At 60.6% G+C, this 231-nt stretch carries 1 protein-coding gene; it reads left to right on the top strand.

Going from position 1 to position 231, the window contains the following annotated elements:
* Window positions 1-231: hypothetical protein (locus SB756_RS36050; protein WP_410914042.1), on the top strand; the 231-nt coding region annotated here is incomplete at both ends.

The raw sequence follows: 231 nt of genomic DNA, 5'->3' as shown, positions 1-231 counted from the left end.
CTCGAACTCGAAAACAACGGGGACACGTTCAAGACTTTCGCCTTTGTCACCCACCCGTTGGCTTATCTGGACGGTGGGCTGGCCGGTCTACCGGTCGCGGATCTAACCAAGATCGGCATGCGGCCGAATCTTCAGGAATGGGGCGATGGCCGGACGCTCAAGCAAGCGTGGGACGCGGGTATCCCGGTCGCCAAACAAAAGGCGCACGATTGGAGTTCGGAAGCGGCCGAC

Source organism: Pseudomonas sp. SIMBA_068, assembly GCF_046534705.1.
GTDB classification, from domain to species: Bacteria; Pseudomonadota; Gammaproteobacteria; order Pseudomonadales; family Pseudomonadaceae; genus Aquipseudomonas; species Aquipseudomonas putida.
The sequence above is the reverse complement of the archived record's forward strand: the minus strand, read 5'-3'. Positions and strand labels throughout refer to the sequence as shown.